The following is a 24938-nucleotide window of genomic DNA, read 5'->3' on the forward strand; positions in this document are numbered from 1 at the left end:
TGGTAGCGGAGTCAGTGGCAATATATAATGAAAAACGCCCGCATCTGGCCCTTAAATACAAAACGCCCGATGAGATACATCGGGCGTTCTAAACAAAATAAGTGTCAACTTATTCTAGGACTAGTCACAATATTCGTTCAGGCAGCGGTTTAGCCGTCAACCTGACCGCAGAAACGGTAACCTTCACCGTGGATAGTTACAATCAATTCTTCATCTGTTGGATCTGACTCGAAGTGCTTACGAATACGACGAATAGTAACGTCAACCGTACGGTCATTTGGACGAAGCTCGCGACCTGTCATTTCCATAATTAGCTGTTCACGGGTAAGGATCTTACCTGGGTTGCTTAGGAAAAGGTGAAGGGCACGGAATTCACTACGAGGTAGACGGAATTCTTTACCGTTAGGAGAAATCAATGAACGGCTGTCACCGTCAAGAGTCCAACCGTTAAAGCTTACACGGCTTGGTAAATCGTCATCTTCTGAAGAGTTTGTTGTACGAGACAGTAAGTTGCGCGCGCGGATAGTTAATTCACGAGGGTTGAACGGCTTAGTCAGATAGTCGTCTGCGCCAATTTCAAGACCTAGAATGCGGTCAACGTCGTTGTCACGGCCCGTTAGGAAGATAAGGCCAACGTTTTTACGATCACGTACTTCACGGGCTAAAATCAGGCCGTTTTTGCCTGGTAGGTTGATATCCATGATAACCAAATTGATAGCGTGATTCTCGAAGAAATCATGCATTTGATCACCATTTTCGGCTTCAAATACATTATACCCTTCCGCTTCAAATAAACTCTTAAGCGTGGTACGGGTTACCACCTCATCTTCAACAATTAACACATTTGGCGTCTGCATGGTGTTTTACACTCTTTCTAAAATACGATTTAAGCAACTAACTGGTTAAATTTTAATATTCATGTACTTGATTGCAAGTAACTTGTGAATATTCTTACTGTTAAGGTATTGGGGTTAGCCAATAAAAATCAAGAAAAGTTCATACTTTATACAACTATTCTCATGTTTTCGCATTAACAACAGGGAAGATAATGACAAATTCTACCCCGTTGCCCTCCTCGCTGGTAATCGATATTGAACCATTAAGGGCCTGCGTAACTAAGTTGTATACTAAGTGCATTCCCAATCCTGAACCGCCTTGCCCACGTTTAGTAGTAACAAAGGGGTCAAAAATCCGCTTGCGGATTTCCGGGGAAATGCCTTTTCCGTTATCGGTATAAACCAGCTTGAGCTTATCACTGCTAACCAACTCGGCACTAATATCAATGGTGCCTTTATCCATAGACTCAAACCCATGGATAACCGAATTCATTATTAAATTAATCAAAATTTGATTTATTGGGCCAGCCTTCGTTTCAACGCTAAGGGTAGGGTCGCAATTTACGTTGATGTTGTGTTTTAATTTTTTGAGTCGAGGCTGCAATGACAACAGTATCTCATTAACTAGCTGTACAACGCAAAAACTTCTACTAGATTCTGAGGTTTGATCTACGGCAACCTGCTTAAAACTACTGATAAGCTCTGCAGCTCTGTTCAAGTTACGGTAAATAATATTGAGGTTTTCGTTACTTTCTTCCAAGAAGCGCTTCATTGCGCTGGCTTTTAGCGTTTTATTTTCAAAGTCTTTCTGAATAACAGCCAACCTGTCTAACATCATGGTTGATGCAGTTACGCCTAAACCTATTGGTGTATTAACTTCATGTGCGACACCGGCAACCATATCGCCGAGGGACGCCATTTTTTCATTCTGCACGATTTGCCGCTGAAACTGGTGCAGCTTTTCTAATGTTTGAATAAGCTCTTGGTTCGCGTCTTTAAGTGCTGTTGTTCGATGGCTGACCATATCTTCAAGACTGGCATTAAGTTTTCTGTGCTGCTCCTCTGCCTGTCTTTGTTTTTGCATGTATTCTTGCATGCGCAGCAGCAATACGTTCACCGCATCAGCTAAAATATCGAGCTCTTTAATGCTAGAGCCCTTAGCGCGAGCTGAATAGTCACGCTGTCGCGACGTGCGTTGTAAAAAATTGGCGATACTTTCCACCGGGCCAGTTACAAAGCGCTGCATTCTTAGTGCAGAGTAAAGGCTTATGGCTAACAGCACTAATGCTACTGCTAAATTTAGCCAAATTGACTTCCCTACCAGTTGGTTAAAGTTGTCTGAGGAAACCCTTAAATATACCCAACCTAACTGGATGTTGGTCTCTGGGTCGAATACTTTTGCACTCAGTTCAAGGTAATGCCCGTTATCAGCCAGTATTGGATTCATAACCATGGAAGCTAACTGGTTTTCCTTGCCACCTAATAAAAGCTGCCCCTCTTTATTGTACGAGGCAAAAATTTCTGGCTGCGATGTGCCATTTTGGGCTTTGTACACGTGAGCATTGAGTACATGCTCTGCAGCTGTAAGGTTGCTTAACGCAACTTCTATACGTTCAGGGGTTTCATCATATAGATAGGTAGATGAGCTTCTAGCGACCAACTTAGCCAGCATCATTGCGTTAGATTCAAGCTCATGGCGATAGGTTTTTATTTGGGTATAAACAGCAAGGCCCGATAACACTGCAATTGAGAAGGTAATAATAGACATTACCACCCAAAGAAAGAGGCTTTTTATAGAAAGCTTTACTGCCTTATCCGTCATACCTGCCTTGTGTACTGACCGTTCACGTCATCCGTTTTTTAATAGTGGCGCAAAAGTAGGCAAAAAGAAAGGCGCTTATAAACAATAATTAATGTAGAAGGTTACAGAACTATAACCTATTTTCACTACGGTTTTTTATACGCTTATATCGCCACTGCTTATAGTGAAGTCAGTGTTCCAATAAGGGGGTAAAACGATAAAATTAAAACAATAGCGACTAATTTGTCGCCGATAAATAAAGCTGCTGATAATGTTTTGCAGACGCTTCCCACGTAAAGCGAGTTCTCATGCCCCGTTGCTGCATTGCCCTAAACTTGCCCTTATCTTCATAGAAAGCCAGCAGAGCACGACGAATACAAGCTAACAGAGCATGCGGCGTAGGTTCATCAAACACAAAACCTGTACCTTCACTATCGTTGCTATAGTCAATGACCGTGTCTTTAAGCCCTCCTACTGAGCGCACAATAGGGATAGTGCCGTAAGCCAAGCTGTACATTTGATTTAATCCGCATGGTTCAAATTGTGAAGGCATAAGGAAAAAGTCAGCGCCAGCCTCTACTAAGTGAGCATGTTCTGAACTAAACCCGTTAATAAAAGCGAACTTGTCAGGATGTTGTTGGGCAAACTCACCAAGATCCATACACACTTTAGGATCGCCTGTACCTACAATAACTATTTGAATATTGTGTTTAATAAGGTCATCTAAGATTGGCAGTATATATCCGAAACCTTTTTGCTCTGTAAGGCGGCATACCATTCCAATAAGCGGAATGTCGCTGTTCTCAGGCAGTGCTGACTTTTCCTGCAAAACCCGCTTACAGGCGGTTTTTGGATGAAGGTTATCTACACTGTAGTGCTCTGGCAAAAAGGTATCTGTTTCGGGGTTCCACTGGGTGTAATCACAACCATTTAGAATACCGCTTAGATCGGCTTGACGATTTACAAGGCGTTCGTGGAGCCCGTGACTGCCTAAGTCGGTAAGCAGTTCTCTTGCATAGTTAGGACTTACAGTCGTCACTTTTGAGGCAAACTCAATACCGCTTTGCAGCATGTTGATGTACCCGCCGTGTACTTGCGCCAAAATGTTTGGGTGATGCCGAAGAAACGGGATGGTTTCTAGCTTGTGTACGCCCTGAAACGCAGCATTGTGAATAGTGAATATTGTTTTGGTGCTATCGAAATACCCTGATTTGTCGTGGGTAAGTAAAAACGGCAGCATAGCCGTGTGCCAATCATGGCAGTGAATAATATCCGGCTTTTTATCAATCGCTTTTAACGTTTGAAGGACGGCGCCACTGAAAAAACTGAAGCGTTCACCATTATCTTCATATGCTTCAAAGGCATTGGCATATAGCCCTTCACGCATAAAGAAGTCGGGTGCATCTACAAAATAAACTGGAATGCCATGCCATTGCATGTAGCGAATATCGAAGTGGTACACTTGCCCTTCAGTGAACAGGGTTTGCTGCTCGGCTACCGTGGGCAGGTTCAATTGCTCTGCCAGTACTTGGTAATAAGGCATTATTATCGTGATGCTTTCGCCCATACTATGTAGTGCGAGAGGGAGCGCTTTGCCAACGTCAGCAAGTCCGCCAGTTTTGACCAACTCTTCAACTTCTGAAATAGCAAATACAATATTCACAGTTAATCTCCCAGAGCGTACATGTAGTGCACTCGTAATGCTTAAGTTAAGTGTACGAAAAGCGCTGAGTGCCACTGTGAAGTATCCACAATGGCATAAGCAACAGGTAGAAAAGCTAAGTTAGCATAAGCCAATGGCTTTTTTAATTATAAAGCTGCCTGATAAACAGAAAATTGAGATGTTTGTGCCGTGGTATAAACCGTTTGGAAGTGCTCAGCGAGCAAACCAGGGTAGGGTAAGAATCGGTTTGCCACCATTTGCATAGTGCCACCACGGCTTAAGGTTGCCTTTGCATCTGAGATAAATCGCTTCGTAATGGTGTAGTCGGTTTTAATGCCGGTGTGAAACGGTGGGTTGGTGACAATATGCTGAACTTTATGGGAAAGCCCATGCAAACCATCCGCAGCATATAAGGTTGCTGACAATCCGTTTTCAGCCAGGGTCAAAGCACTACAATACACCGCAAGCGCGCTCACATCGGTAAGATGCAGCTTTAAATGCGGGTATTTAAGCATAATGTAGCTACCAACAACGCCAGCACCACACGCGAAATCTAGTACTTCACCGCTTAGTGACGTCGAAAGCTTTTCAAGCAGTAGCTCTGTTCCCGCATCCAGTTCTTTATAACTAAAAACGCCAGGCATAGAGGCTACATCCCAAGCTGTACCTTCAACGTGGTAGGTATTCATATCAAGCCAAGCATCGGGCTCAAAGGCAAGATGAGGCTCTTCAATTATAACGGTAATCAGGCTGCAGTGACGCGCCGAATCAACTTTTTGCGTAGGGCCATATTGTTGCATTAACTTAGCGGCACTTTTAATACCGCCTTTGTTTTCACCAACCACATGAATACGGCCATGTTGGCCAACCATACTGGCAGCCATTCGCAGTAACATTTGAAAATGGGTTTTTGCTTTAGGTAAGAAAATCATCACGTCAGTGTGAGATTTTTCTAAAGCCAAGAAAGGCGCAAAAATATGGGTATGATTGCCAACCTTTTGCGTTATCTCAAAGCCTGTGCGCGTAATGTCTCTGCTATCAAACGACACAGAAGGTATGACGCGCACGCACTCCGAAAAAATATCGAAATACTGGTGAAGAACCGTTACGTTATGCGATTTGAGACCGTCTAGGAAATACGCGTCAGCCGGGTTGATAAATGCCCACTGGCCTTCATCGAAAAGCGCGATATTACGTTCTAACAGCTGGCTTTGAGGAGATAAAATCATTACTTAGTACGCTCGAAAATTAGATCCCACACGCCGTGGCCTAGCTTTTGACCGCGAGTTTCAAACTTAGTGATTGGACGGTAGTCCGGTCGAGGCACATAGTCACCGTCAGTTGCAGTGTTGGTGTAACCGTCGGCGTTGGTCATGACCTCTAACATATGCTCAGCATACTGTTCCCAGTCGGTCGCCATATGAAAGCAGCCGCCAATAGCTAACTTGGTGCGAACTAACTCAACAAATTCGGGCTGAACGATACGGCGCTTATGGTGACGCTTTTTGTGCCACGGGTCTGGGAAAAACAATTGCAGGCGCGACAATGAACCATCTGGAATCATATTTTTAAGCACTTCAACGGCGTCGTGCTCCATTACACGCAAATTTTCGACGCCTTGCTCACTAGCATCGGCTAAGCATGCGCCAACACCGGGGCGATGTACTTCAATGCCAATAAAATCTTTCTCTGGCGCGTTCGCCGCCATCTCAACTAATGACTTACCCATGCCAAAGCCGATTTCCACTACAACAGGCGCACTTCGGCCAAAAATCTCTGACAGCGATAATGGTCTGTCAGCGTAGTCAATGCCCTTACTTGGCCAGTGATCTTCCAACGCCTTTTCTTGTGCTTTGGTAAGTCTACCTTCGCGTTTTACGAAGCTTTTTACCTTGCTTACATATACTCCAGCGGCTTCTGCTTCCGCCTGACTTTTGAATTGCCTCATTTGCAATGCCTTTCTAACCCAATTTTCTGGTGGCGCATTATCCACTTACCCACGGCTTATGCAACGCTATAGTGGTAAAAATGCTGTAATTTTATACGCTAATTTGTTTAGCAATAATAGACGCTACGGCGTTAGGTTGCTCAAGTACCAACATATGCCCCGCTTCACTAACAGTGTGGAAAGCAGCTTTGGGTAACCCGCTTTTAAGTTGCTTTATTGCTTCTGCTGGAGCAATTGCGTCTTGTTGGGCGGTAATAAAGGTTACAGGCGCATTGATCTTTGCGAGTGCTTTAACGGTACTTTCTCGTGGCGTGGTGGCTAGCGTGTGATTAAGCAATGTTGTTTTGCCTAAATCTTGTGCCATTGATTTAACAACGCCTGCCACATTTTCATCGTCCAAACGTGAGGGGTGAATAAACCGTGAGAGGTAGGCATCATTGTCGGGTTTAAAGTTTCCTTGCTTAAGCATGGTAGTCAGCTGCTTACGCTTGGCAATTTCTTCTTTTGACAAACCTTCTGGGTTGTAGCCTATGAGCGTAACAGAGGCTACATTGGCAGGATTGCGCTGTGCGACTAGTGCAGCTATAAACCCGCCCATCGAGTAACCTACAAGGTGCACTTTTTCGTCATCGAGAATACGGTCTTCACTTAATGCCAGCATTTCTTCTTGTGACGCTGCCCATTGAAGCGGCACATATCTGCGCTGTGAAATATTCAATGTGCGCCATAGTGGCAGAAACACGCGCTCGTCGCAGAGTGTACCGGGAAAAAACAAAACAGGGTGCTGCACAGACACGTGTGCTCCTTAACATTAAACTAGCTAGTTACATGCTACCATAGCGCGCTAGTTAATGAATGGTCGCTAGACAGAAAGCATTAAGCTTTATTAGTAAAAGAATAAACAGTAGCTATATCCATATAGATGATTATGACAGAACAAAAATATACAGGAAGCTTTGCGGAGCGAGTGCTTGCATGGTTTGGCAAGTATGGGCGAAAACACTTGCCTTGGCAGCAAGAAGTAACGCCTTATAAGGTATGGGTATCGGAAATTATGCTCCAGCAAACCCAAGTTACTACGGTAATTCCTTATTTTGAGCGTTTTATGGCGTCGTTCCCCACGGTGCAAGACTTAGCTAAGGCATCCCAAGACGATGTGCTCCATCATTGGACAGGGCTTGGTTACTACGCAAGAGCAAGAAACTTGCACAAAGCGGCAAATACGCTGGTGGATAAGTATGACGGAGAATTTCCCTACAGCCTTGAAGAAGTCATGGATTTACCCGGCATAGGTCGCTCTACTGCGGGTGCCATATTGTCGCTGTCTCGCAACATGCGCTTTCCTATTTTAGATGGCAACGTGAAGCGTGTGCTGGCGCGTTACTACGCAATAAGCGGGTGGCCGGGGCAAAAAAAAGTAGAAAACCAACTTTGGGAGGTGGCAGAGAAAAACACGCCTACCAACCCAGAAGGTGGACGCTGTGCCAACTATACTCAGGTGATGATGGACTTGGGCGCAATGATCTGTACGCGAAGCAAACCAAAGTGTGATGAGTGCCCGCTTCAGACCGACTGTATAGCCTATGCCCAAGGCGCGCAAACCGAGTACCCGGGCAAAAAGCCGAAAAAAACGCTACCGGAAAAATCCACTTTTATGATGGTGGCACAGTTCAATAGCCAAGTGTATTTAGAACAGCGTCCTTCAACAGGCCTCTGGGGTGGTTTGTATGGTTTTATCGAGGTATCTTCAATAGAAGAGGGTATTGAGCAGCTTAACAAACGGGGAATCACAGTTGAAGAGACCCGGGAGCTTGAAGGCTTCCGCCATACCTTTAGTCATTTTCATTTAGATATCACCCCGGTAGTGGCCGTGGTAAACTCTGCTCCAACAAAACGCGTAGCTGAAACGGCATATCGCTGGTTTTCGTTGAACGAGCCTATTGAAGTTGGTTTAGCGGCACCCACAACCAAGATAATTCAGCAGTTAATGCGTTAGGCTTGTAAAGGTAGCCTTGTATTAATTGCTAAGCAGATAGCGAACGAAAGGAAATAACATGGCAAGAACGGTATTTTGTCGCAAGCTTCAAAAAGAAGCAGACGGCTTAGATTTCCAACTTTATCCGGGTGAACTGGGTAAGCGTATTTTCGACAACATTTCTAAAGAAGCATGGGCCGAATGGCAAAAGAAACAAACCATGCTAATTAACGAACATAAGTTAAATATGATGGAGCCGAATGCCCGTTCATTTTTGGAAGAAAAAATGTCGGCATACTTGTTTGACGATGTAGAGCCTACGATTGAAGGCTATGTTCCGCCTGAAAAATAAGCAAAAAAGCGTTTTTTGAGCAAACAATGCGCAAACAGTAATAAAAGCGCAAAAAAAGCGAGAAAAACGGTTGACTTGTGAAGGCGAAAACCGTTTAATACGCACCCACAGCAGGACAGGCAGTAAACGCCTAGAACGCTAACAAGTTTCAGCCTCGATAGCTCAGTTGGTAGAGCAGCGGATTGAAAATCCGCGTGTCCCTGGTTCGATCCCGGGTCGAGGCACCATCATTGGAACCTGATAGTTTATTGAAAACTATCAGGTTTTTCCATTTCTGGGCCTTGTCTTTTTCAATCAGCAGACCATTGATTGTCACAAAGTGTGACGATTTTTTGTCACAACCTGACTTTGTGACAAAGGTTTCATTTTTTTCTTTTACAATATTGTTTGCTTGCTGTGACAAATAACTCAGCGATGGATGTGTGTATCGCTGAACCATTTCTAACGTTTTCCAGCCCCCTAATTCTTTAATAGCTAATAAGTCGGTGCCACTCTCAGCATGGCGTGATGCCCAATTATGACGTAAGTCGTGAAAGCGCAGCCCATCTAGACCAGCAGCTTTTGTCGTCCTAGCCCATATTCTCCTATTTAAGTCTTTAATAGGCGAATTATCATAATTGAGAAAAACAAATACGGAATTTTTCGAGTTATGCAAAGAACTCAGTAGTTCGAAGACTACATTGTTCATCGGTATAAGGACTGAAGAGCCGCTTTTGTGAGAATCCGCATCTACTTTCAGGGTTTGATGCTCCAAATCGACATGAGTCCATTTCAGGCCAATGATATTAGAGGCACGGAATCCGGTTGCTAGGGCAAATATGATGATAGGTTGCAGAAAGGCTGGGGCACAATCAATGAGGCGAGCAGAATCTTTCTCAGTAAGCTTATAGAAGCTTTTTTCTCGCTCTTTGTGGGTTTTCAAATGGGGGACGCGATCAATCCACTCCAACTCTTTATGAATGAAATTTAAAAAGCTTTTGATCTCTGCGAGGTATCTATTCTTCGTTGCTAAAGTGACGGCGGTCTTCTTCACTAACGTCGTCAGAATAAGCTTAGAATTAATTTCGGTTAATGGAATATTTGCTAGATATTGAGACCACCAGGCTAGCTTTTTCGTCTTTTCATCAATGGTCTTGTTTGTTTGCCTGGATTCTAGATAAAGTGTTAAAGCTTCATTCCATGAGCCAACCTCTTGAGAGTTACGCATCAGTATAGCTAACGTTTCATCGCGAAGGCGGTGTTCAAAGTGCTCTGCACGGCTTTTAACAGTTTCCTTGGTGCTGCAATGAACACGCTTAACCTTGTCAGCAAATGAGACCTGAAACTTCGTAAACCAGTATTTTGAATTACTCTTTTTATAAACCATCGATATTGCTCCTCTAAAAGTAACAACATTAATGATTTAAAAGCTAAATAATAGAACTAGTTCGCTGCCGCCTTTTCATTCACTTTCAGCGCACCTTGAGTGATGTCTAGGTGCCCATAAACTGTAGCGGCCATTTTAGTGCTCGCTAAGCCAAAAAGCTGCTGAATATCTTCAAATTTTCCGCCCTCAAGTAGAATCTGATAGGCTCGGTTGTGACGGAAATGATGAAATCTAAAGGTCTTATCAATCCCTGCCTTTTCCAAAGCGGCCTCCCATCTCGTCATATCACACTCAATTGTTGCTCCTGTATTATCCAGCGCAAACAAATTGTCATGCGTAATATTGTTTTTCCTACGATATTCTAACTGGCGCTCTATAACCCCCCTAAGGGCTTTCGTTACATGAATCGTGATGAGCCTGCTTCCTTTGGCGTGACGAGCAGGAATTTTTATGAAGCTACTGTTCCTTATTGTTGAGTCTTCAATATCGCTGAGCTTCATACTCGAAGTACAAATATGGTTGAGTGTATTGCCTTTCCTTGCACCAGAGTAAAACGCAAAAGTGAGCAGGTTTGCTTCAGTAGCGCATCGAGCATATTCGTCGCGGAAGTTAGTAAATTGCTTAGTAGACAATTCAATTAACTCACGTTTACCTGATTGGAAAGAACACACCTTGATGTTTTCGTTTATAAGACGCTTCGCAAATAGTTCGTCATATACAGCTCTTAATTCGATTAAATACTTGTTTCTGGTACTGTCTTGCTTACCGTTCAAGACAATTGCATCGTTAATCTCTTCGACTAATTCTTGGGAAAAATTTCGGAGATCGGTGGTAGCGAACATGTAGTTAAAAAAAGCGAGTTTTCTTGATCTTTGCTCAACTTGTTTAGTAGACGACTTCTTATCACGAACTGCTCTTTTGGCCTTTCGATAAACCTCATTCCACAAATCAAAATTCTGCTCCTGAAAGTGTTCGAGATAAGAAAAGTCGATATCTAGCAGAGATAACTTCTCTTTCAAACTTGCTGCTGCGAGTTTGACGGCCTCTTTGTAGTCGCTAGTTTTCAGCCTTTCTCGTAAGTAGAAGTTGTTTTCTTTAAACGGTGTTCTTAGTTCGTGCGCACTCCTCACATCCATTCTTTTTTCCAAAGAATTTTTGTTATCTACGTTGACCACTTTCACTTTAAAGTATTCGATGAAACTTCTAGCCAAGCAAAACTCTTTATCTGACAAAGTCCATTCATCTAAAAGAGGTGATAGCTGCTCTTTATTACGGGTCAGCAAGTGATTTAAGCGTGACAAAGCTCGCTTATTGTTTGCATCAGTAAACTGACATTGCTTTTCAAGTTCTGGTTGGGGAGAAAATAGTTGAGATACTTCCTTTGGTTCAAACGCTACTTCTGAGAACTCCGCTGCTTTATTTGAGTCGTCTATTTTGCTTTGTGAACTATTATCGGCGGTTGCAATACAATCAACTGTTGAAGTCTCAGCTACGTGATAATCACTCTTGCTTTCCTGAAGATGCCCGAAATTGGCGAGAGACTCGCAAAACGAAGATAAGCCACGCAAGTTGAAGAAATATTTGTTGAGACTCTTTGAGTATCGATGAGCTATGAAACCATCGTTAGCTAACGCAATAACCTCATGCTCTGAAAGTAAAAGAAACTGGGCAGCTTCTTTTACACCTATAGGGCGAATCGAGCTTGCTGCAATTGTTGTATTAGGTATTTCTTGTCGAGCAGCACCCGCAGCAACGCTTGGGTTATACCCAAGTGTTTCCGGCTTGTGGGGCTGTTGCGATTGAAACAATGTTGCTACCTAATTCGTGATTTGATAGCAGTGTAATCGATGTAGAATTTCCAAAAGCACGTAAATTTTTTGTCTGTAGCTCTAGGCGAAAAAAAGAGCCAACTTTTCAGTTGGCTCAGTATTGCTACAGTTGTTCAATAAAACGTGAAACTGTGCAGTTAAAAAGATAATGAAAGTGCGCTAGCAAGCCTTTTGTCATCACGTGGTGCGTTACTTCGTCTTGAAAATACTTCAACACGCCAAAATGCATTGTTACGTACACACCAGTTAAAGTTCTGGCCTGCTCTGGGAGTGTATCCATAAGGGCATGGCTTATGATGATAAACTCAGTTTGTGATACGTAATTTCGAACATAGTAGATATATGAGTCATTATGTTCGTATAGTGCAATACAGTCTTCGTCATCTGAGAAAAAGTGTGTAGACCTTTCAACCACTTTCAAGTTTGTCATGTCTTATCTCCATCATTTAAGTCTTATAGTGAAATAAGCCACACGGACGGAAATTTTTCGTTTACGCGAACTACTTAGTCATGAAACCCATTAAATTAAGGAATTTTATGACAACCAATAACACTTACCTGTGCTCCGCTGTTATCTCTGACATTTTTGGCTCACTAGCTAACGCGTTTCTCTTGTTTAGAGATGAAATAGACGGTGCGCAGTATAGAAATAACCAACATATCGAAGATTCGATAATGAACGTAGTATTGCAAAATCAGGTGATTACTGACCCTTCGTATTTGCCTTTGATTCGAGAGCTTGTTGGTGTAGTAGTGAGTGAACCTTTGTTATATGCAGAGTGGACAGAGGACGACTTCGAATTCTTTTCAGACCAAATGAAGTTTGACTTCGACGATATTAGCGAAGATTTTCCCGACTAGGAGCTTAGTTACTTTTGAGTACAAACAGGAGTAACAACATGCAAGACAAAAAACCTAGCATCATCCGAAAATACAAAAGACAATCAAGATCTTCTTTTGTAGGTGATGATTCAACCATATTGCTTTTAGCGAATTTAGAAATTGAAGGTGAGAACTTACGGCTGGATCATCAGCGATATATCTACTTACATCGCAGTGAAACAGGCCAATGGCTGGGGATATCCCTAAGTTCTTCGTTAATTGATGAATTATCTGATGGTAAAGGCAAATACCGGAACCACAGAGAAGCATTGACTGTGTTACTGAGATACCACGAAGAGATTCGTAACTTCCTCAAATACTTTTCTGATGAAATAGAATCAGTTTTTGGTATTGATGCTGAAACGTGGATGATTGCGTGTAAAGCACGATGGAAGAAAAAACTAAAGTGATCTAGTGGCCTCGAAAGAGGCCATTTTTAAAGTTTTGAGCCGTGCTGTAGCGCTATTTTGTATTCTTCCGCCTTGAAAAACTCTCTCAATTTCGGATGCCTGAGAATGAAACCGCGTGCGTCATCAATATCTACACCATGATTGCCAAATTTTAAGTACCATGTATCGGTAACGGGATAACAAGTGGGATACTCTATCCCTTTATAGTTTGCTACTGCTCCCCTAATGATTAAATCAATCCAATCATCGCTAAGTTCACAAGTCTTTCCTGAGAAAACACTATTAAGTTCGTCAATAACGCGTTTGAATAATACAGTAATTAATAATTTATTAGCTCCGAACTCTATTTCGAATCCGGAGCTGCCCTGATACACTCTCTCCGAAAAGCGAGGGCATAAGACATCACCGCCAGACGGATGATTTATCCAATATACGCACTTCCGTATAAACCCTTTAGCTGACTCTAAGTTGTTTATGATGTCATAATTGAGATGCACTGCTTGTTTAGCTGTTCTTGTTTTTTTATCACTGTACGAGATTAAAGTTTCTTGTGTTCGGTATGCAAAACCACAATTTTGACAAATTCTGGTTCTTGTGATGTTAAACGAGCCAGAATTGAAGCTCTTCTCAGCACTACGCAAGCTCTCAGTCGCTAGGAATCCTGACTGCTCAATAGAATTGCATTTTTCACAGTAAAAACTATCAGTAATCCATTCAATAGGTTCAACTTCAGAAGTTTTCAATTTTTTAGTTTCTCTAGCTTGACTCAATAATTGCTCTGCTTCCTCAATTATTGACGTTGGGTAAGATTCCTTTAATCCTTTTTGACTATTTATCTCGTTAAACTCTTTAATAAGAATGATCAGTTCTGCTAGTTTCTCGACGTCCTGTGTATCTTCTTTTATCTTACGAATTTTTAGACTTATATTAGCTAAAGCATTCAACATCAATATTCTTCCGTGCTAATCGATTATATTTAATAAATCTACGCCTAAGATAATTGTATGGCAATATGAATCCTTGAAAGAACGAGTATGAGCTTTTTGTTTAACACATGTTATGCTTCGTGGTGAGTCATAGCATGGAGCATATATGAGCGATATTAAACTATTCAGAACGTTACCAAGTTCAGTTGAAGAATTGACCCCGAAATCAGCTAGACTCGAAAGAGAACTCCAAAAACAGATTGAAATCAACATGGATACTTTTCTCAGTATCCGTTTCTTAGCTACAGAGTTCACTACATCTAACGGCGGGCGAATAGACAGCTTGGGCTTAGACGAAAATGGCTGTCCGGTAATTATTGAATATAAACGTCATTCAAATGAGAACGTCATCAACCAAGGTTTGTTTTATCTTGATTGGTTGCTTGATCATAAAGCCGATTTTCAGTTGCTAGTAATGTCTGAATTGGGTAACGACACGGCTACTACCATTGAATGGTCTGGCGCAAGACTAATTTGCATAGCATCTGACTTTAATCGCTATGACGAGTATGCAATTAAGCAAATAGACCGAAACATTGAGTTGATGAGGTATAAATACTTCTCCGATGACTTATTGCTGCTAGAACTTGTAAATACTCAAGTTTCTTCACGGCCAATAGTAACGGCTGATAGTGACAGAATACCATCAGTTAAAAAAAATCAGGTTTATGACTGGACTCTAGAAAAGGCTAAGTCTCAATGTAGTCCTCAATTACTAACATTTTTTGATGAGATATGCTCTTACGTAGAATCGTTAAGCGATGATATTACTCGTAAAGACTTGAAGCAGTATACGGCTTACAAGCGAATCAAAAACTTTGCCTGTATAAGTATTGTTCCAAACAAAGATCCGCGCGTACTTTTATGGTTGAAATTAGACCCAGATACCGTTCAACTAGAAGATGGATTTATTAAGGATATGAGAAATATTGGGCACTGGGGCACGGGGGATTTGGAAATAGAAATAAGAAAGGTAGAGCAACTAGCGCGGGTAAAGCAATTAATCACTAAGTGTTTTGAAGAAAGTTAAACCATCTTTTAACGGTTAATAGTAATGGACATACAAGATAGCCTTCCTTTAATACTTGCTATTGAAGGGCGTGAGTGGATTCTAAATAAAACGGGTATTGAACCCGAAGAACTTCAAAAAATTTATAAAGGGCCGACAAACTGTTATGTCAGGCAAAATAATACCTACGAAGAAAATGCAAACGTATTTACTTCCGGAAATCTTATCGGTTTCTTATCTTCCGATGACTATTCAGAGCTAAGAGAAATCCAAGCCAAAGTAGATTTCTCTCTCGAATTTATAGTGCAGACTCCGAAATGGAGTTTCATGGCCTCTCCCATTCTTATAGTTGATAGAGCCAAGCAAAAAAAGTCGAGAAAAAAATATTCAAAACCTGAGTTTAAAGATAAAAAAGCTTATCCCATAACTGAGAAGCAATTTAGTAAACAGAAGCACCCCATATCTAACCTTGCATTCGCAGCCAAAAGAAACTTGGAGTCTTTTTTTCAAAAGAACGACAATAAAGTAGGAATCTACTGCATTTATTCGAATGACTTTGCAACCTATATAGGTCAAGCCCGAAATATAGGTAAACGGTTGCGACAGCACGTACGCGCTCTAAATAAAGGTAAGCATCACAATAACGGGCTGCAACATGCATGGGATACCAAAGGTGCCAGCAAGTTTACGTTTTTTGTTATTCAAGAGTGTGATGAGGACGAGCTTGATGAACTTGAGCGGTTATATATCGAAAAATATAGGACGTTTGACTTTGGATATAACAGTACACCTGATGGGCAGGGTTACGTACGTAGTGAAGGCTCGCTTGAACCTTTGAATTCAGGTGTACCAGACTGTTCTAATGATACTGAAAATGAGGCAGATGAGCTTTTACAAAATTTCTTAAAGGATTTGGTTGAGGTATCGACTGAATATGAAGAAAGGGGGGCTTCTGTAATAAGTAGTGCAGAAGCGGAAGACCCTGAAGCAATAGACAAGTGTTACACTGCAAAAAATATTGAATTGAATAACAATAATAATAGCTTTAAGGGTACTGCGTTAGAATCTACGCACACTAAATTTATTGACGATAATGAAGAGCCTGAGTTTTCTTCCTCTAGTAGTTATAACTCCCAAGATTCAACCAAAGATGTTTTAGCTGAAAAAGCACGACCGTTAAACTTCGAAAAGACGCGTTCTAAAGGTAAAAAAACAGCACAAAATAACTTTATCAACGCGAATTTAAGTAAAAAAACTGAAGAGAAATGCTCAGTAACCAAAGAACGTCTAGATGCGTTGCTAATCGATCTGGAACGTTATATAGCTCCTTCGGGTCGAAAATTTTTATCCTCTATTAGGGAACTTCCGTTAGTGAAGAAACTTAAAGTAGATGGTCTGATTATGAGTAAAGCTCTGAGAAGTGTATCCGAATTCGCTGAGCGGCTTGATCGTTCGGCAGTTCACTTGAGCAAAAACGAAAAACAAGATTTTGAAGCGCGTTTGCTCAAGATAAAACAAGTGTTAAATATCTAGCTTATAATTACGTTACCTCTACGATCAGTTACGATTATTTAGTAGAAATATGCTCATAACTGTAAGAGGTAGCTGTTTATTTGTTAAGCAGTGCATTTAGATAAATCTTAATCGAACTTAAACTTTAGTATATAGTTTGGGCGGTCGATTAAGTAGACAAGGAAAGTTGTATGGTATTTACGAGTAATTTTGAATTTCTTAAAGCACACGGTGTTTGGTTTTATAACCTCGCAGCAAGTGCTGAACGCAACTTTTCCTCCGACCCAAACACAACACTTATCAAAATGCGCCAATTGGGTGAGGCGATTGCTCAGAATATTGCTGCCCGCGTGGGTGTTGAATTCGGCAAAGAGGTTACCCAACACAATTTACTTAAAGATTTAGATTACACACTTAGGTTAGAACCGAATGTAAGAGAAGCATTTTATGACCTCAAGTTTCTAGGCAATAACGCTACGCATGAGTTTGATAGTTCAACGCATCGTGACGCACTGAAAGCACTGATAATAGGTCACTCTCTTTCTAGTTGGTTCCATTCAACTTTTGGAGGCGAAAAAGCTAAAGGCTTTAAAAAGTCTAAGTTCGTAAAGCCAGAAGACCCATCTGATTATGTTCGTCAGCTTGAAGAGAAGCTGTCGCAAATTACTACCGAATCGCAACGCACATCAGACCGCATAAAAGTTGCTGAAAAGCTTAGCCAAATTGAACATGAAAAAGCCGAGGCTGAACGCCTTCGTGCAGAGCGAATGGCTGAAGAGCGTGAGATATGGGAACAATTGGCGCATGAGCAAGAAGAAGCGCTTGCCAATTATCGCGCTGAAGTGGAGCGTGAAAATAAAGACAACTTTGACCATTTTAAAGCGCAACCAAAAGAACAGCAGGCCGCTGAGCTTCAGCGTATTGAAAAATCTCACTTTGAAATGGATGAGGCGGAAACCCGTGTCATCATTGACCAGCAACTTATTGACGCAGGTTGGGAAGCTGATACAGAGAACTTACGCTATTCAAAAGGCGCTCGCCCAGAACCCAATAAAAACCGTGCTATTGCAGAGTGGCCCACAGATTCTGGGCCAGCTGATTACGCGCTCTTTATCGGTACAACGCTAGTAGCCGTTGTCGAAGCAAAGAAAAATGCCAAGAATGTATATGGCGCTATCGACCAAGCCAAACGTTATGCAAAAGGTATTGCATCGTTAACTGATGATATTGAGGTGACAGAATACGGCAAATTTAAAGTGCCGCTTACATTCGCAACCAATGGCCGCGCGTATTTAAAACAATTGGAGCAAGAAAGCGGGATATGGTTCTTAGACGTTCGTGATACCACTAATCGCCGCAAAGCGTTGAAAGGCTGGTACTCCCCTCAAGAAATCAAAACGTATTTACGCCAAACACCCCAAAAAGCCAACGCGCAACTAGATGACATGGGTTTTGAGTACGAACTTCAGTTACGTGATTATCAGAAGCAAGCCATTCTCAGCGTTGAGCAAGCCATTAAAGATGAAAAAGAGCGTGCACTTGTAGCAATGGCAACCGGAACAGGTAAAACAAAAACCTGTATCGCGCTGGTATATCGCCTTCTAAAAGCAGAACGCTTTCGCCGAATCCTGTTTCTGGTAGACCGCAGTGCTCTTGGTGTTCAGGCTACCGTCGATTTTGGTGAAGTGCGTATGGAAAACCTCAACACGTTTGCAGATACTTTTGACGTGTTGGGCATGGAGCCAGAAAAAAATCCAAAACCCACGCCTGATGACGACACAAAAGTACACGTGGCTACAGTACAGGGTTTGGTTAAACGTATTATGTACCCGTCAGAAGATGCGACCAAGCCAAGAGTAGGGCAGTATGACTGTATCGTAGTGGATGAGTGTCACCGTGGTTACCTGTTAGACCGAGAGCTAAGTGAAACGGAGGTAAAGTTTAGAGACCAGCAGGACTATGTTTCAAAATATCGCGCTGTAATAGACTACTTTGATGCATTCAAAATTGGGTTAACGGCAACGCCAGCCATACATACCACCGATATCTTTGGCGACCCAGTATTCTCTTATAGCTATACCGAAGCAGTAATTGATGGTTACCTGGTTGACCATCTACCTCCTGTAAGAATTCATACCAAACTCAACACCGATGGTATTCACTACAATGTGAATGAAGAAGTGCAGGTTTACGACCCACAAACCAATCAACTTGAACTCATTCATACACCCGATGAACTCGATTTTGATGTTGCGCAGTTCAATAGAAAAGTAATAGCGCCAGAATTTACCAAAGCGATAGCGAAGTGGCTGATAGAAAGTGATTCAATTGACCCATACTCTCAAGAAAAAACACTCATATTTTGTGTAACTGACAAACACGCTGATGAGATGGTAGAGGCGCTTAAGGACGCGTGTGAGCATTATCACGGTGCCGTTGACGATGACGCTATTATGAAAATAACGGGTGCATCCGATAAGCCGCTTCAGCTTATCAGGCGTTATAAGAATGACCGTCTCCCTAACATTGTAGTCACGGTAGACCTGCTAACGACTGGTGTAGACGTACCCTCTATCTGCAATCTAGTGTTCATGCGCCGCGTGAACAGTCGTATTCTTTACGAGCAGATGCTGGGTCGTGCTACGCGTCGCTGTGACGACATCGCTAAAGAGCGGTTTCGTATTTACGATGCTGTAGACATTTACAAACAGCTCGAAAAAGTGAACACCATGAAGCCCGTGGTCACGAACGTAGACATTACCTTTAGCAAGCTAGAAAGCGAGATTAAAGAGGGTAAAGACAGCAAGCTTCAGGAACTCGCGAGAGACCAATTTTTGAGTAAGCTTCAAAGTAAGAAGCGCTACCTTACTGAGACTCAGCAAAGCGAATTCGAGCGTATTGTTGGAAAGCCGCCACAAGAGTTTGCGCAAGAGTTAAAAGCAAAGCCTGTGCAGGAAGTTGCAGACTGGTTTTTAAATAATCCAGGTTTAGGCGAGCTGCTTGATATGAAAGTAAAGGGCACGGGTGGGTTTAATCGTATTGTGGTATCTGAGCATGAAGACGAGGTGCTCGATAAATCAACAGGCTATGGCAGCGGCCACAAGCCAGAAGACTACCTAACAGCTTTTAATGACTTCGTTAATGCCAATAGCAATAGAATGGTTGCAATTCAAACAGTTATTCAACGCCCGTGGGAATTAACCCGTGAAAGCTTGAAACAATTAGCATTAGAACTTGAAAAAAACGAGTTTAGAGAAGAAGATCTCAAGGCGGCATGGAAAGAAGTACGAAACGAAGATATCGCTGCCAGAATCATTGGTTACATTCGCCAAGCCGCTATAGGTGAAGCTCTTATCCCATACGAAGAACGAGTAGATAGAGCATTAGATAGAATACTTGCAAGCCAGCCGTGGAAAACGCCGCAGCGGGACTGGTTAAGCACCATTGCCAAACAAATGAAAGCTAACATCATCGTTGATGAAGCCAACTTGAATGAAGGTATTTTCAAGCAACGGCTAGGTGGCATCAATCGCGCCAACAAACTCTTCGACCAGCCTATCACCGACATCCTCGCCCAGTTTAATCGTGCATTGTGGGTGAACGATGATGACGGCGGCTACACAGATGATAAAGCAACAGCCTGATTTTAGGCTGTGCAAAGAATCAAATAAGAGACAGTAGTATGAGTACACAAGATTTAATCAGCAAGTTATGGAACCTTTGTCACGTATTGCGTGACGACGGCGTAACTTACCACGAGTACCTGAACGAACTAACTTACCTAATTTTCCTGAAAATGGTTGAAGAGACAGGACAGGATAATCTTATTCCTGAAAATTATCGCTGGAGCGATATTGAAAATTTCAACGCAGCAACACGTTTAGAAGAATACAAAAAGCTACTTATTCACCTTGGTTCACATGGCTCGTTAATTACAAAAGCGATTTTCGCTGATGCAGCAACATGTATTCGCAAACCCGCAACATTAAATAAGTTGGTAACCGAAATCGACAAGCTAGACTGGTACTCAGCCAAGGTTGAAGGCCTAGGTGACATGTACGAAGGCTTGCTGGAAATCAATGCGAGTGAGAAGAAGTCGGGCGCAGGCCAATACTTCACGCCAAGGGTGCTTATTGATGCCATGGTAGAGTTAATGCGCCCAACGCTAGACGACGTTGTGGTAGACCCAACGGCAGGTACAGGCGGGTTTATTATCGCCGCCCATAAGTATTTAGAAGAACACAACGACATCTCAAGCCTTTCGGAAAGTGCATACGACAAGTATCAGCATAAAACTTTCTTCGGCATGGAATTAGTACCCGACACGCGCCGCTTGGCAATGATGAACCTAATGCTGCACGACCTAGCGATTGACGACGACAATGCAGGTGTGCTTTATGGCGATACCCTGTCAAACGAAGGTAAAGCCTTGCCAAAAGCGTCGCTTATTCTAGCCAATCCGCCTTTTGGCACGAAGCAGGGCGGGGGCGTGCCAACCCGTGACGACTTGGTACATTACACCAGTAATAAGCAGTTGGCCTTTCTTCATGCCATGTACCAAACCATGCTCAAGCCTGGTGGTCGAGTAGCAGTAGTGCTACCTGATAACGTATTGTTCGAAGGCTCTACAGGCCGCAAGATACGTAACGATTTGATGGAAAAGTGTAACCTGCATACCATCCTTCGTTTACCGACAGGTATTTTCTATGCGGCGGGCGTAAAAACAAATGTGCTGTTTTTCGATAAGCCTAAAGATGTGAATCAAGACACAAGCAACACCAAAAACGTGTGGGTTTACGACATGCGAGCAAACATGCCGCAATTCGGTAAACGTACTGTGTTGACCAAAGCCCATTTCGACGAATTTTATGAAGCAGTAGGCAGCGACCTTACTCAGGTTGATGAGGCGCAACGACAAGCCTTTATCGACAATCATCAAAACGGCAGTGATGTGGGTGATGTAGATACCTGTCGCCTCCGTAAATTCACCCGTGAAGAAATCGCAGCGAAAGAAGACTCTTTAGATTTGGCTTGGATTCGTGATGATAGCGTAGAAGATGCTTCTAAACTTCCTGAACCAGATGTGCTTATTAACGAGGCAATTGAAGAGCTAGCAGGCGCTATCACTGATTTACAGTCAATTTTGGTTGAGTTGGATGTGGCAGAGGCTTCGGAAGAGGTTGTACTATGAGTGAGTTGCCTAAAGGGTGGAAGGTAAAATTACTTGGTGACTTAATCGAACTCAATAAAAAGTTTAAGGATGTGCCTGAGGATACTCTTTGCGGTTTCGTTCCAATGGGTTTGATACCTGTAAGTATTACCGACAAGCTAAGATATGAGGAAAAATACTGGTCAGATTGCAGAAAGGGATATACTCACTTCAAAGATGGGGATGTATTACTAGCTAAAATTACACCGTGCTTTGAAAATGGTAAAAGTGCACTTGTAGAAGGGTTGCCGAACGGCATTGGCTCGGGAAGTACCGAATTCTTTGTTATGCGCCCATTGGATATTGAAGCTAGATACCTGCACGCATTTGTCAAAACAAAAGACTTTATGGATAAATGTAGAGTGCAAATGACAGGCTCTGTCGGCCACAAGCGCGTACCAAAAGATTATTTATTGAACTACCCTGTACCCGTCGCACCACTAGAAGAACAAAAACGCATCGCAGACAAACTCGATAGTGTGCTCTCGAAAGTAGAAGCGGCCCAGGCACGCCTCGACAAAATCCCCACTATCTTAAAACGCTTCCGCCAGTCTGTGCTTGCTGCTGCGACTTCGGGGGAGTTGACGAAGGATTGGAGAGAGTTGAACAGAGTTGAGTCTGCCTATAAAGAAAATATTGATTGGACTGTTTTGGATGGCGGAACTGCACCTCACAATATCCCATTGAACTGGACGTGGCACCATGTCGGGGAACTAATAGAAATTCACAATTCTAAAAGAAAACCATTGAAACAGGCCGATAGAGACAAGCGGTCAGGAGAGTATCCATATTACGGAGCTTTCGGTGTTATTGATGATATAGATGACTTTCTTTTTGACGGTAGATACTTGTTGCTAGCTGAAGACGGCAAAAACTTAGAGTCACGACAGAGGCCTATTTCGTTGATAGCCACAGGAAAATTTTGGGTCAATAATCACGCTCATGTCATACAGGGTAAGAATAATGTCACCATTGAATATTTAATGCATTTTTTTAACTCTCCTACTATAGAAATTGACCAATTTCTTACTGGTATGGATCAGGTCAAATTGAATAAATCTTCGATGATAAAAATTCCGATACCATTGCCCCCTCAAATTGAACAGAAAGAAATAAACAGAAGAGTTGAAGAGCTATTTTCAAGCGCATTTATTGTAGAAAAACAATATGACGCCGCTAAAGCTCGACTGGATAAACTTACACAGTCAATACTCGCCAAAGCTTTCAGAGGTGAGCTACTCTCAAGCTCCGTGAATTCAGACATCGAATCAATCGAAAATTCAATTGAGGCGCTAAATGCGTGAGCTTGGAATCTGTAAACAGACAGGCAGAGTTTATGAGGGAAGTTCAGGCTCAGGCATACCGATTGAAGGTCGCTCAAACCTGTTCCCGATAACCTTTCAAGAACTAAATATTGATGCACCAACTCACAGTGTTGATGGTTTCTCTCCTCTACTCTTTCGAGAAGACAGCTTCGACCCTATTACTAAAATTCGGCGTGGCCGAGTGGTAAAGCTGTCTACCGAAACGCAGCCAAAGGTCTGGCGAGTACACGACCAAATTAGAAAAGACTTAAAGTTAGTTGGTTGGGCAAGCGGCGCTGCGCAAGAAACTGAACTAATTACCTACCAGCGTTCGCCATTGAATGAGCTAAGAGGGCTTTCAAAGTTTCCAAATGTGACAATTGGAGAGGCACCACATCATAGTATCTGGAGCCTTCTCTCAATTGAAAAACAATACGATGGAGCGCTATTGCTAACGCTTAAAGCAGTCAGAAGCTTAGGCGTTGTACCGGATATAGATTTCAATAAATACTCTGCGCCTGTAAGAGAGGAGTTAAAGCGTGCGCTGGAGCAAGTTGAAGTCAGTGCCAATAAGCTATCTCCAAAAGATACCGTAGATAGGTGCCGAGATGTGCTAAGTATTGTGTTTGGTGATCTAGCCGACAATTTAACGCTAGATCTAGGCAAAGGAATCAGTAAATACCTTGAACGCAATAAAGTAAAAGACCCAAAACGTGATGGTCAGGATTTAATTTCTAAAAATGCTGATATCGTCCGTTTGCTGCACTCACGATGTAAACCAAATGAAAGCCATAAACACAGTACCAGACCGATAGACGAAGAAGACGCGAATCTTGCTCTCAATTGTCTATGGTTTGTTTTGACTGAACTGGATGCTCGGTAATGACAGATGAAAAACAACCCGTCCAGCATGAGTTGCCGCTTTTTGAGATTGATGAGGAAAATCTTAAAAAGCTAAAAAGTCACAACCCCCAATCGTTAGATGAAAGTGACTTTTCCAAATACATCGTGTACGTGGATGAAAGTGGTGATCATAGCCTCCAGAGTATTGATGAAAACTATCCCATCTTTGTTCTAGCATTTTGCGTATTTCACAAGCGTCACTACAGTGAAGTGATTGTTCCTGCTTTAGAGAAATTTAAGTTCAACCACTTCGGCCATGACCAAGTGGTGCTTCACGAAAACGAAATAAGGCGACGAAAGGGCGCGTTCAACATATTTAAAGGTAAAGCGCATCATCAGCACTTTTTGAACGAGCTGACTGAAATAATCGAGGTCGGTAATTTTATCTTGATAAGCGCCACCATTGATAAGCGAGAGCTGCGCTCGAACCCTGACGATAATGCTTACCACATAGCGTTGGGTATGTGTATGGAAGCGCTAAACGGTTTTCTTGCGGAGAAAGGCCAGAGCGAAAAGAAAACGCATATAGTTGTGGAGTGCCGAGGCGACAAAGAGGATCGAGATTTAGAGCTAGAGTTTCGCCGTATCTGTGATGGCAACAATAAACAAAATCTGCAACTTCCCTATGAAATAATTTTCTCTGACAAAAAAGTTATGTCTTCAGGGTTACAACTAGCAGACCTAGTTGCGCGACCTATAGGGCTTCATACACTTCGCCCTGAACAAAACAACAGAGCTTTCGATATTCTTCGAGAAAAATTTTACTGCGAAGGGGGAAGAGACAGCTTAGGAACTGCTTTTGAAGACGTTGGGATGAGAATTTATCCTAGCCCAAAAAGCGAAAAACCCCGATGAATCCACCGAGGTTTTGACGCCGACCGAGAATGCTCAATCCACTTGGTACATAGTATGGTATTTGTAACCATCTTAGTCAATGGTAATGGTTCTGAAAA

20 protein-coding genes, 1 tRNA gene and 1 pseudogene are annotated in these 24938 nt (G+C 42.4%); 12 read left to right on the forward strand and 10 right to left on the reverse strand.

The window, feature by feature from the left end:
• Positions 1-149: 149 nt before the first annotated feature.
• From arcA to IW644_RS18005, 6 genes are all read right to left on the reverse strand, one after another.
• Entirely contained in the window at positions 150-857 is a 708-nt protein-coding gene (gene arcA, locus IW644_RS17980) for a two-component system response regulator ArcA (RefSeq protein ID WP_014996957.1), read from the reverse strand.
• 160 nt (positions 858-1017) lie between these two features.
• Positions 1018-2658, reverse strand: a complete 1641-nt coding sequence (locus IW644_RS17985) for an ATP-binding protein (protein WP_269918755.1) — start codon at positions 2656-2658, stop codon at positions 1018-1020.
• A gap of 217 nt (positions 2659-2875) precedes the next feature.
• Positions 2876-4300, reverse strand: coding sequence for a glycogen synthase GlgA (glgA, locus tag IW644_RS17990; RefSeq protein ID WP_269918756.1), 1425 nt, complete (start codon positions 4298-4300; stop codon positions 2876-2878).
• Between the two features lie 146 nt (positions 4301-4446).
• Positions 4447-5529 carry a methyltransferase gene (locus tag IW644_RS17995; RefSeq protein WP_269918757.1) on the reverse strand — a complete coding sequence of 361 codons (1083 nt, stop codon included), beginning with the start codon at positions 5527-5529 and terminating at the stop codon, positions 4447-4449.
• The gene (gene trmB / locus IW644_RS18000; RefSeq protein WP_269918758.1) at positions 5529-6248 is read right to left on the reverse strand and encodes a tRNA (guanosine(46)-N7)-methyltransferase TrmB; all 720 of its coding nucleotides are present in this window, start codon (positions 6246-6248) and stop codon (positions 5529-5531) included. Before trmB ends, IW644_RS17995 begins: the two co-directional genes overlap by 1 nt.
• 91 nt (positions 6249-6339) lie before the next feature.
• Entirely contained in the window at positions 6340-7044 is a 705-nt protein-coding gene (locus IW644_RS18005; protein ID WP_269918759.1) for an alpha/beta fold hydrolase, read from the reverse strand.
• A gap of 132 nt (positions 7045-7176) precedes the next feature.
• Here IW644_RS18005 and mutY point away from each other — a divergent pair, with 132 nt between their 5' ends.
• From mutY to IW644_RS18020, 3 genes are all read left to right on the forward strand, one after another.
• On the forward strand, positions 7177-8244 hold the full coding sequence (gene mutY, locus IW644_RS18010) for an A/G-specific adenine glycosylase (RefSeq protein ID WP_269918760.1): 1068 nt from the start codon (positions 7177-7179) through the stop codon (positions 8242-8244).
• A gap of 58 nt (positions 8245-8302) precedes the next feature.
• Complete coding sequence (locus IW644_RS18015; RefSeq protein WP_025256893.1) at positions 8303-8575, forward strand: oxidative damage protection protein; 273 nt, start codon at positions 8303-8305, stop codon at positions 8573-8575.
• 151 nt (positions 8576-8726) lie between these two features.
• Positions 8727-8802 (forward strand) — tRNA-Phe (locus IW644_RS18020).
• Positions 8803-9002: 200 nt separating this feature from the next.
• On the opposite strand, the pseudogene IW644_RS20030 reads toward IW644_RS18020, so the two are convergent.
• The 3 genes and pseudogenes from IW644_RS20030 to IW644_RS18030 form a co-directional block, all read right to left on the reverse strand.
• Positions 9003-9941 (reverse strand): annotated as a pseudogene (locus IW644_RS20030) (tyrosine-type recombinase/integrase); the annotation flags it as partial.
• A 56-nt stretch (positions 9942-9997) separates the two neighbouring features.
• Positions 9998-11749, reverse strand: a complete 1752-nt coding sequence (locus tag IW644_RS18025) for a tyrosine-type recombinase/integrase (protein WP_269918761.1) — start codon at positions 11747-11749, stop codon at positions 9998-10000.
• Positions 11750-11873: 124 nt separating this feature from the next.
• Positions 11874-12200, reverse strand: coding sequence for a hypothetical protein (locus IW644_RS18030; RefSeq protein WP_013785820.1), 327 nt, complete (start codon positions 12198-12200; stop codon positions 11874-11876).
• A gap of 107 nt (positions 12201-12307) precedes the next feature.
• Here IW644_RS18030 and IW644_RS18035 point away from each other — a divergent pair, with 107 nt between their 5' ends.
• Positions 12308-12631 (forward strand): hypothetical protein, encoded by a 324-nt coding sequence (locus IW644_RS18035; protein ID WP_269918762.1) that lies wholly within the window; start codon positions 12308-12310, stop codon positions 12629-12631.
• A 38-nt stretch (positions 12632-12669) separates the two neighbouring features.
• Positions 12670-13062, forward strand: a complete 393-nt coding sequence (locus IW644_RS18040) for a hypothetical protein (RefSeq protein WP_269918763.1) — start codon at positions 12670-12672, stop codon at positions 13060-13062.
• 26 nt (positions 13063-13088) lie between these two features.
• On the opposite strand, the gene IW644_RS18045 is transcribed toward IW644_RS18040, so the two are convergent.
• Positions 13089-14009: a hypothetical protein gene (locus IW644_RS18045; protein WP_269918764.1), complete on the reverse strand. Its 921-nt coding sequence runs from the start codon at positions 14007-14009 to the stop codon at positions 13089-13091.
• A 145-nt stretch (positions 14010-14154) separates the two neighbouring features.
• Here IW644_RS18045 and IW644_RS18050 point away from each other — a divergent pair, with 145 nt between their 5' ends.
• The 7 genes from IW644_RS18050 to IW644_RS18080 all read left to right on the forward strand — a co-directional run bounded on the left by IW644_RS18050 (position 14155) and on the right by IW644_RS18080 (position 24840).
• Entirely contained in the window at positions 14155-15078 is a 924-nt protein-coding gene (locus IW644_RS18050) for a DUF5655 domain-containing protein (RefSeq protein WP_269918765.1), read from the forward strand.
• A 24-nt stretch (positions 15079-15102) separates the two neighbouring features.
• Complete coding sequence (locus IW644_RS18055; protein WP_269918766.1) at positions 15103-16590, forward strand: GIY-YIG nuclease family protein; 1488 nt, start codon at positions 15103-15105, stop codon at positions 16588-16590.
• Between the two features lie 170 nt (positions 16591-16760).
• Complete coding sequence (gene hsdR, locus IW644_RS18060; RefSeq protein WP_269918767.1) at positions 16761-20213, forward strand: type I restriction-modification system endonuclease; 3453 nt, start codon at positions 16761-16763, stop codon at positions 20211-20213.
• Positions 20214-20251: 38 nt separating this feature from the next.
• Complete coding sequence (locus IW644_RS18065; RefSeq protein ID WP_269918768.1) at positions 20252-21760, forward strand: class I SAM-dependent DNA methyltransferase; 1509 nt, start codon at positions 20252-20254, stop codon at positions 21758-21760.
• A complete protein-coding gene (locus IW644_RS18070) occupies positions 21757-23082 on the forward strand; it encodes a restriction endonuclease subunit S (protein ID WP_269918769.1) in 1326 nt (441 codons plus the stop codon). Before IW644_RS18065 ends, IW644_RS18070 begins: the two co-directional genes overlap by 4 nt.
• Positions 23075-23965, forward strand: a complete 891-nt coding sequence (locus IW644_RS18075) for a hypothetical protein (protein WP_269918770.1) — start codon at positions 23075-23077, stop codon at positions 23963-23965. The genes IW644_RS18070 and IW644_RS18075 overlap by 8 nt, the downstream gene beginning before the upstream one ends.
• Complete coding sequence (locus IW644_RS18080) at positions 23965-24840, forward strand: DUF3800 domain-containing protein (RefSeq protein WP_269918771.1); 876 nt, start codon at positions 23965-23967, stop codon at positions 24838-24840. Before IW644_RS18075 ends, IW644_RS18080 begins: the two co-directional genes overlap by 1 nt.
• Positions 24841-24938 lie beyond the last annotated feature (98 nt).

It is taken from the genome of Alteromonas sp. PRIM-21 (assembly GCF_027563165.1).
Taxonomy (GTDB): domain Bacteria; phylum Pseudomonadota; class Gammaproteobacteria; order Enterobacterales; family Alteromonadaceae; genus Alteromonas; species Alteromonas macleodii_A.